This is a genomic window from Streptomyces sp. S3(2020) (genome assembly GCF_013044505.1).
Classification (GTDB): domain Bacteria; phylum Actinomycetota; class Actinomycetes; order Streptomycetales; family Streptomycetaceae; genus Streptomyces.
In genome coordinates this window covers 1-9,337 of record NZ_JABERD010000296.1, presented here as the reverse complement: position 1 = coordinate 9,337, position 9,337 = coordinate 1, and the positions used below count along the sequence as shown (strand labels likewise).

The window sequence follows — 9,337 nt, the reverse complement described above, 5'->3', positions numbered from 1 at the left end:
CAGCCGGCCGGGTTCGGTGGTGGCCGCACCGCGTTCGCCGAGGGCGTCGACCGGCTGCGCGCCGCGGCCACCACCGAACCCGGCCGGCTGCGCATCATCGGCGCCTTCCTGGCCGCCCTCGTGGTGGCCTTCGGCGCGGTCACCGCCTGGCAGATGACGGACCGCGCGGCGGCCGCCGACGACGTCCTCAACAAGAGCCAGCCGCTCAGCAGCGCCGCCGCCGACATCTACCGCAGCCTCGCCGACGCCAACACCACCGCCTCCAGCAACTTCCTGGCGGGCGGCCAGGAGACGGCCGAGTCCCGCGAGCGCTACGAGAAGGACATCGACCGGGCCGCGGCCGGCCTCGTCAAGGCCGCCGCGAACTCCGACCCCGGCTCCGCCGCCGCCGCGACCGTCTCCGAGCTCAACCGTCTGCTGCCGCAGTACAAGGGCTACGTGGAGCGCGCACGGACCAACAACCGCCAGGGCTTCCCGGTCGGCGGCGCCTGGCTGCGCTTCGCCAACGAGACGATGCAGAAGGACATGCTCCCGGCGGCCGAGGACCTGTACAAGAAGGAGAACGAGCGGCTGCGCGCCGACTACGCCGACGCGACGCCCTATCCCTGGGCCGCGATAGGCCTCGGCGTCCTCGCGCTGGCCGGGCTGGCCTGGGCCCAGCACCGCAACTACCAGCGCACCAACCGCCTCATGAACCACGGTCTGGTGGCCGCGACGGCCACCGCGACGGTCGTCCTGCTGTGGCTCGTCGTGGGCCACAGCGTCGCGCGCTCGGGCCTGAACGACTCCTACGACCACGGCGTCCGCTCGCTCAACGTGCTGCACGACGCCCGCATCGCCTCCCTGAAGGCGCGCGGCAACGAGAACCTGACCCTGGTGGCCCGCGGCGCCGAGACGAAGAAGGTCAAGGACGCCAAGGGCGAAGAGGTGACCGTGGACACCTACGACTACGACTTCGACACCGACATGAAGAACCTCGGCAAGGGCCTGGCGGAGGCGGCGAAGCTCGCCGACGACGGCTCCGGCAAGCGGCCGGTCACGGCCGCCGAGGGCAACATGACGGTGTGGATCGATCGGCACGCCGCCGCCCGCAAACAGGACGAGTTCGGCAACTACGAAGAGGCGCTGGAACAGGTCATCGGCCCCAAGGGCTCGACGGGCGAGTGCTTCGACAGCGTCGACGACAATCTCGAAAAGGCGCTCGCGCACGAGGAGACCGAGTTCGAGCAGGCGGCCGGCGACGGTCTGGGCGCGATGACGGGGCTCCCGGTGGGTGCCGCGGTGCTCGCCGTCCTGGGCGCGGCCGGCGCGGTCCTCGGCATCGGCCGCAGGTTGTCGGAGTACCGGTGAGAGGGGGCACCCCGATGAAGGCACAGCAGGCACAGCAGGCACAGCAGGCACAGCAGGCACAGCAGGAACTGCGAGCACCACATGTGCGACGTACACGGCCTGTGCGGGCACTGCGGTCCGGTCTGAAGGGCTGGGGCGGGGTCGCCGCGATGGCGGCCGTCTGTGCCCTCGCGGTCGTCTTCGCCCTGCTGCTGCCGCTGACCCAGTCGTCCGGCGAGGGCGAGAGCACCGGCGGCCCGGGGGTGGCCCGCGGCGTCCAGGCCAAGGCCGAGGCCGAACCCTGCGACGACCCGCAGATCAAGAAGGCCCCGGAGAAGCAGACGCTGTCCCCGTCGAGCGCGGACGGCGACACCATCAAGAAGATCAAGGCCCGCGAGGGCGAGAAGCGCAAGCTGATCGTCGGAGTCGACCAGAACAGCTACCGCTGGGGCTACCGCGACCCCAACAACGACGAGGGCGGCAACACGCTGGAGGGCTTCGACATCGACCTGGTGCACCGGATCGCGCAGGAGATCCTGGGCGACCCGAACGCCGTGCTGTTCAAGGCGATCCCCACCAGCCAGCGCATACCGGCGATCCAGGCGGGCCGGGTCGACATGGTGGTCCGCACCATGACCATCAACTGCGACCGGCTGTCCGATGTGGCCTTCTCCGCCCCGTACTTCAAGACGGGCCAGCAGGTCCTCGCCCCCAAGTCCTCGCCGATCACGGGCCCCGACGACACCCTCGCCGACAAGAAGGTCTGCACGGCGGCGGGTTCGACGGCCAACTCCGAGCTCACCACTCGCCAGGAGACCGGGAAGCTTCCCAAGACCACCGACATCACCACGGTCGTCGTCCCCAACCAACTCGACTGCCTGGTGCGGATCCAGCTCGGTGAGGTCGACGCCGTGGTCACCGACGGCGCGCTCGCCGCGAGCCAGGCCGCGCAGGACCCGACGGTCGAGCTCAAGGGCGACGCCCCCTTCACCACCGAGTACTACGGCGTGGCGATGAAGCTCGACGCCGACGATCTGGTACGCCGGGTCAACCAGATCCTGGTGGACTACCGCAAGGACACCGCGAACGGCTGGCAGGCGTCGTACGACAAATGGCTGTCGGCGACACTGGGAACGGACTCGGCGAAGTCCGAGCCACCGGCTCCGGAGTACCTGCGCAAGAGCTGACGCGGAGCGCACCACCCACGACGCGAACCGTCAGGAACGCGAACCCCCAACCCCGACAACCCAGCAGCGAGAGGTGATCGATGGGCGTCACGGGACCCCCCGGGCCGGTGATGGACCGGGACGAGGTGGACCGTGCGCTGGCGCGGCTCGGCGCGGAGTACGAGGCGATCGAGACCTCACTCCTCGCCCTGCAGGACCACTCGGGCCGCAGACTGCTCGAGGGCGCCGCGCTCACGGGTGTCACCAAGGACCGCTGGACGTCCGCGGAGGCGTCGATCACGCTGCTGTGGGCGTACTTCGACGCGTACACGGATGCCTTGCGCAGCGCCCGGGAGATCAGGTCCCGGCGCCGCTGGTCCAGCCAGGGCGATCTGGCGGAGCTGACCGAGCTGCTGCGCGGCGAGTCGGTCACGGTGGCCGGCAGCACCACGGCGACGGCCAACGCGCCGACCCTGCACGGCAGTTCGGGGAAGCTGAGCGAGCAGTTCAGCCTGGTGGCACTGGTCGACCGGATGAACGAGCTGTACGCGACGAGCCTCGACATGGTCGTCGCCTCCGACGCGGTGTGGTCGGCGCTGCCCGCGCGGATAGATTTACTGGCCGCGGAGCTCCAGCGCACCCGCAAGCTCGCGCACTCCGTCGGCGTGCGCCCGGGCGAGCACCCGGCCGGCGACGACCTGGAGCGCATCACGCGCACGCTGACGCGGCTGCGGGAGCAGGTGGTCTCGGACCCGCTGGCGTACTGGCTGCCCACACAGGGGAGTTCGGCGCCGGGCGGCGGCCGGCCCGACACCACGGTGTACGACCGTGAGGCACGCGCCCTGGAGGATGTGCGCCGGGAGATCGACGCGGTGCTGACGGTGCGCCAGGACGCCGAGCAGCGCCTGCTGAGACTGCGTGACGTGCTGTCCCGCGCGGACCGCACCCTCGCCGAGGCCCGCACCGCGCGCGGCGAGGTGCTCGCGAAGATCGCCGCCACCGAGGTGCCGGTCGTCAGCGGTCCGCCGACCGTGCTCCAGGAACAGCTGGCGACGGCCGCCGAGTACCGCAGACAGGCCCAGTGGCACCGCCTGTCACCGCTCCTGGAGTCCCTGGAGCAGAAGGCGGAGGACGAACTGCTGCGTGCCCGCGAGTCGTTGACCTCGGTCACCCAGCCACTGGCGGTCCGCGCGGAGCTGCGCGGCCGCCTCGACGCGTACAAGGCGAAGGTCGCCCGGCACGGCCTCGCCGAGGATCCGTTCCTCATCGAGCGGTACGACGCGGCGCGCCGCATGCTGTGGAGCGCGCCCTGCGATCTGCGCGTCGCCGAACAGGCCGTCCTGCGCTACCAGCAGGCGGCCGCCGATCTGTTCCGCACCCCGCGGGTGCCGGAGCAGAGCGGGCCCGAGGACCGTAGGGGGGAGGCCCAGTCATGAGTGAGGCACAGCAGACCTGTCAGCGGCCCGGCTGCGGCGGTTCGTACGAGGACGTGGGCGGCGGCGAACTGTACTGCGACACCTGCGGTCTCGCACCGGTGGTGTCGTCGAAGGGCATGGTGGGTTCCCCGCCGACCGGCATCACCGGCGGCGGCAAGGGCTCCCGTGGTTCCGGCAGCAGCGGTTCGCGCGCCGGCACCCGCGCCAGTTCCCGTACGTCGTCGCAGTCGTCGAAGTCCCGGCGCTCGGTGTCGGGGCGCCTCTCGCGCGCCCTGTCGGGCCGTACGACGGGCCGCTCGGTGTCGGTGCGCAGCTCCGGTTCCAGCACCAACACCAGCGCCCGCGGCCGGCTCGGCGTGGGCCTGGTCCAGGTCCCGGACGTGCCGCGGCCCGACCCGCGCGCGATGGTCCTGGAGAACCCCGAGGTCCCCGAACGCAAGCGGTTCTGCTCCCGCTCGGACTGCGGGGCGCAGGTGGGTCGCTCCCGCGGGGAGCGCCAGGGCCGCACCGAGGGCTTCTGCACGAAGTGCGGCAACCCGTACTCCTTCGTCCCGAAGCTCGACGCGGGTGACATCGTGCACGGCCAGTACGAGGTCGTGGGCTGTCTGGCGCACGGCGGTCTGGGCTGGGTCTATCTCGCGGTGGACCGCGCGGTGTCGGACCGCTGGGTGGTGCTGAAGGGTCTGCTGGACACCGGCGACCAGGACGCGATGGCCGCCGCGATCTCCGAGCGGCGTTTCCTCGCGGAGATCGAGCACTCCAACATCGTGCGGATCTACAACTTCGTCGAGCACCTCGACCAGCGCACCGGCTCGCTCGACGGCTACATCGTCATGGAGTACGTCGGCGGCAAGTCGCTGAAGGAGATCGCCAACGACCGCCGCACCCCCGCCGGCAAGCGCGACCCGCTACCGGTGGAGCAGGCCTGCGCGTACGGCATCGAGGCGCTGGAGGCCCTCGGCCATCTGCACAGCCGCAATCTGCTGTACTGCGACTTCAAGGTCGACAACGCCATCCAGACCGAGGACCAGCTCAAGCTCATCGACATGGGCGCGGTGCGCAGGATGGACGACGACGAGTCGGCCATCTACGGCACGGTGGGCTACCAGGCGCCGGAGGTGGCGGAGGTCGGCCCGTCGGTGGCCTCCGACCTGTACACGGTGGCGCGGACGCTCGCGGTCCTCGCCTTCGACTTCCAGGGCTACACGAACGTCTTCGTGGACTCGCTGCCGGACCCCGACAACATCGAGGTCTTCCGCCAGTACGAGTCGTTCTACCGGCTGCTGGTCCGCGCGACCGACCCGGACCCGGCCCGCCGGTTCGCCTCCGCGCAGGAGATGGCCGAGCAGCTGACGGGTGTGCTGCGGGAGGTGGTGTCCCTCCAGACGGGGCGTGCCCGGCCGGCGCTGTCGACGCTGTTCGGTCCCGAACTGCGGGTGACGGACACGGAGTTGTTCCCGAAGCTGGACGGCGAGGTGTCCCGGTTGGGGGCGCGGGCGGTCGTCACCCGACGCCGTTCCTCTTCGCCTCTTCCGCGGCTCTCGGCCGGCGGTGGTGTGATCCCGACGCTCGGCAGCACGGACTCCCTCGTCAAGACGGTGGGGACCCCGGCCGCGGCGCTGGCCCTGCCGGTGCCCCGGGTCGACCCCGCCGATCCCAACGCCGGGTTCCTCGCCGGGCTGATGGCCACCGCGGCCGCCGAGCTGCTCGGGGCGCTCGCCGCCGCGCCCGCGCCCTCCGTCGAGACCCGGCTGCGGCAGATCCGGGCGTGGCTGGAGAACGGGGACGCCCACACCGCGCTGGAGGCCCTGCGGCACCTGGAGGAGGAGCGGCCCGACGACTGGCGGGTGGTCTGGTACCGCGGTGTCGCCTCGCTCGTCACCGGCGATCACGAGGCGGCCGCGCTCGCCTTCGACGCGATCTACGACGCCTTCCCGGGCGAGCCCGCGCCGAAGCTGGCGCTTGGCCTGTGCGCGGAGGTGCTGGGGCAGCTCGACAACGCGGCCGAGTACTACCGTCTCGTGTGGTCGACCGACCCCAGCTATGTCAGCGCCGCCTTCGGTCTGGCCCGCGTCCAGCTCGCGAGCGGGGACCGTCCCAGCGCCGTGGGGACACTGGAGTCGGTGCCGGAGTCGTCCATCCACTACACGGGCGCCCGCGTGGCCGCCGTACGGGCGCGGCTGCGCGGACGCACGGCGGCCGCCGGTGACGTACCGTTCCTGGACGACCTGACCGCGGCCGCGGGACAGGTCGAGGCGCTGGACGCGTACGGGCTGGATCCGGCGCGCCGGGAGCAGTTGTCCGCGGAAGTCCTCGGCTCCGCGCTCGACTGGATACTCTCCGGTGGCCAGGGCGCCGCACCGTCCGCACGCCGGGTACTGCTCGGCAGCGAACTGGAGGAGCGGGGACTCCGCTTCGGCCTGGAGCGTTCGTACCGCACGCTGGCCCGGCTGGCCCGAGGCGGCGAGGAGAGGATCGACCTGGTGGAACGTGCCAATCGTTACCGCCCCCGGACGTGGGTGTAGTTGATGTCGCAGATGCCCCAGCCGATCGCCCTGTCGAGGTGCCCGATCTGCGAGGAACCCCTCGAGTCGGGTGACCGCTTCTGCGGTGCGTGCGGATACGACCTGTCCGCCGTGCCCGCCCCGCCCGACGACGATCCGACGCTCGTCGTCAACGGCGCGGGTCCGGCCGCGGGGGCCGCCTGGCCGGTGACCTCCGAGCCGGCCGGTTCCGACACCCCGCCGGCCGCGCCCGCGGCGGGTGCCCATGAGCTCCCGCCCACCGGCTCCCCGGTCTCCCCCGTCACCGGCGTGCGTTTCGACCGCCCGCCGGAGCCCGACGAGTACCCGCTCCAGGCGCCCGACCCGCGCGTCGCCCAGGAGGCGCCGGCCACGGCGGAGGGCGCCAAGGTGTGCGTCGCCTGCCGTGCGGGCCGGGTCGACCTCGACGGCTACTGCGAGAACTGCGGCCACGCCCAGCCACGCGAACGCGACCACATGGAGCAGGAGTCCGGCCCGATCGCGGCGGTCAGCGACCGGGGCCTGCGCCACCACCGCAACGAGGACGCGTTCGCCATCGGCAACGCCACCCTGCCCGACGGGCAGCCCGTCGCCGTGGCGATCGTCTGCGACGGCGTCTCCTCGGCGACCCGCCCCGACGACGCCTCCCTGGCCGCGTCCCGCGCGGCGAGCGAGGCGCTGCTCGCCGCCCTGCCGCGCGGCACCCACCCGCAGCAGGCCATGCACGACGCGATCGTCGCCGCCTCGCGCGCGGTCAACTCGCTGGCCGCGGAACCGGCGACGGCCCGTGAGCACGCCCCGCACCAGAACGCCCCGGCCTGCACCATCGTCGGTGCGATCGTGACGTCGGGGCTGCTGGTCATCGGCTGGGTCGGCGACAGCCGCGCCTACTGGGTCCCGGTCGACCGCGGCGCACTGCCGGCCCGGCTCACCGAGGACGACTCGTGGGCCGCGCAGATGGTCGCCGCGGGTCTGATGAACGAGGCGGAGGCCTACGCCGACGAGCGCGCCCACGCGATCACCGGCTGGCTCGGCGCGGACGCGTACGAACTGGAGCCGCACACCGCTTCCTTCAAGCCGGACCGTGCGGGTGTAGTGGTGGTGTGCAGCGACGGACTGTGGAACTACGCCGAGGCGGCGCAGGAGATGGCCGAGGCCGTGCCGCTCGACGCGGCGGTGCGTCCGCTGCACAGCGCACAGGTGCTCGTCGGTCACGCGCTGGACGGCGGGGGCCACGACAACGTAACAGTGGCCGTCGTGCCGTTCCCCGCCCCTTCGCAGGGGGCAGGATCGGCCTGAGGCCGATTACGGGGACGTCTCAGCGGACCGGAGGGGACCGGCCCGCACACAGTCATCACCTCACGACAACCGTGGGGTCTGCGAGGGGGATTCAGCAGGCATGGCCAATTTCTCGAAGTCGAACGTGCCGCAGTTCTCGATGGACGTGTACCAGAACGAGTACCTGCCGGAAGGCGGCCGCGAGGTCAACGGCATCGTCACGGTGACCGCGACCGGCGGCGGCACGGTCGGCAGCGCCGTCGCGGCACCGCATCTGTACACGGCGGGGCAGGGCCCGGACGCGGCCGTGGCGATCATGGTCGACTGTTCGGGGTCGATGGACTATCCGCCGACCAAGATGCGCAACGCGCGGGACGCGACCGCCGCCGCCATCGACACCCTGCGTGACGGGGTGCACTTCGCGGTGATCGGCGGCACGCACGTGGCCAGGGAGGTGTACCCGGGCGGGGGCCGGCTCGCGGTCGCCGACGCCACCACCCGTGACCAGGCCAAGCAGGCCCTGCGCAAGCTCAGCGCGGGCGGCGGCACCGCCATCGGCACCTGGCTGCGGCTCGCCGACCGGCTGCTGTCCTCGGCGGACGTCGCGATCCGGCACGGCATCCTGCTCACCGACGGCCGCAACGAACACGAGTCGCCTCAGGACCTCAAGGCCTCCCTCGACGCCTGCGCCGGACGCTTCACCTGTGACGCCCGGGGCGTGGGCACCGACTGGGAAGTGAGTGAAGTCACAGGGATCGCCACGGCCCTGCTCGGCACCGCGGACATCGTTGCCGACCCGGCCGCTCTCGCCGCCGACTTCACACAGATGATGGAGACGGCGATGGGCAAGGAGGTCGCGGACGTCTCCCTGCGGGTGTGGACACCGGTCGGCACCACCATCAAGTTCGTCAAGCAGGTCGCCCCGACCGTCGTGGAGCTGACCGACCGCCGCACCGAGGCCGGCCCGCGTGCCGGGGACTACCCCACCGGTTCCTGGGGAGACGAGTCCCGTGACTACCACCTGTGCGTGGAGGTCCCGGGCGCCGACCTCGGCCAGGAGATGCTGGCCGCCCGGGTCTCCCTGGTCGTCCCCCAACCCGACGGCACCGCGCAGAACTTGGGCGCGCAGGGTCTCGTACGGGCCGTGTGGACCGACGACATGGTCGCCTCGACGTCGATCAACCCTCAGGTCGCCCACTACACCGGGCAGGCCGAACTGGCACAAGTCATCCAACAAGGCCTCGATCTTCGCAAAGCGGGCGATATGGATGGAGCAACGGCCAAACTGGGCCGGGCCGTTCAGCTCGCGAGTGCCTCCGGGAACGCCGATACTGCGAAACTGCTTGCGAAGGTGGTGGACGTGGTCGATGCCGCGACAGGTACTGTGCGGTTGAAGGCGAAGGTCGCGGAAGCGGACGAGATGACTCTCGAGACGCGGTCCACAAAGACTGTTCGTGTAAAGAAGTGACTGAGAAATGACCTAGCAGGACCCTGGTAGGACAGAGAAGGAGAGGGGGACGCGCCGACATGCCGACCTGCCCGAACGGACACCAGTCGGGTTCCGACGACTGGTGCGAGGTCTGCGGGCTGGCTCTTATACACATAT

Annotated in this window: 6 protein-coding genes; all 6 read left to right on the top strand. The window is 71.5% G+C overall.

Going from position 1 to position 9,337, the window contains the following annotated elements:
• Positions 1-1,350 (top strand): hypothetical protein (locus HLK59_RS45235; RefSeq protein ID WP_240983020.1); only part of this gene is annotated, 1,350 nt, incomplete at its 5' end.
• A gap of 149 nt (positions 1,351-1,499) precedes the next feature.
• On the top strand, positions 1,500-2,516 hold the full coding sequence (locus HLK59_RS45230; protein ID WP_171147500.1) for a glutamate ABC transporter substrate-binding protein: 1,017 nt from the start codon (positions 1,500-1,502) through the stop codon (positions 2,514-2,516).
• Between the two features lie 80 nt (positions 2,517-2,596).
• Positions 2,597-3,931, top strand: coding sequence for a hypothetical protein (locus HLK59_RS45225; protein WP_171147499.1), 1,335 nt, complete (start codon positions 2,597-2,599; stop codon positions 3,929-3,931).
• Entirely contained in the window at positions 3,928-6,456 is a 2,529-nt protein-coding gene (locus tag HLK59_RS45220) for a serine/threonine-protein kinase (protein WP_171147498.1), read from the top strand. The genes HLK59_RS45225 and HLK59_RS45220 overlap by 4 nt, the downstream gene beginning before the upstream one ends.
• Positions 6,457-7,752, top strand: coding sequence for a PP2C family serine/threonine-protein phosphatase (locus tag HLK59_RS45215; protein WP_171147497.1), 1,296 nt, complete (start codon positions 6,457-6,459; stop codon positions 7,750-7,752).
• Positions 7,753-7,852: 100 nt separating this feature from the next.
• Positions 7,853-9,199, top strand: coding sequence for a VWA domain-containing protein (locus tag HLK59_RS45210; RefSeq protein WP_171147496.1), 1,347 nt, complete (start codon positions 7,853-7,855; stop codon positions 9,197-9,199).
• Positions 9,200-9,337: the final 138 nt, after the last annotated feature.

Bases quoted from the DNA above. Each gene is read 5' to 3' on its own strand.
- HLK59_RS45230 (WP_171147500.1), top strand. From the start codon at position 1,500: ATGGCGGCCGTCTGTGCCCTCGCGGTCGTCTTCGCCCTGCTGCTGCCG.
- HLK59_RS45225 (WP_171147499.1), top strand. From the start codon at position 2,597: ATGGGCGTCACGGGACCCCCCGGGCCGGTGATGGACCGGGACGAGGTG.
- HLK59_RS45220 (WP_171147498.1), top strand. From the start codon at position 3,928: ATGAGTGAGGCACAGCAGACCTGTCAGCGGCCCGGCTGCGGCGGTTCG.
- HLK59_RS45210 (WP_171147496.1), top strand. From the start codon at position 7,853: ATGGCCAATTTCTCGAAGTCGAACGTGCCGCAGTTCTCGATGGACGTG.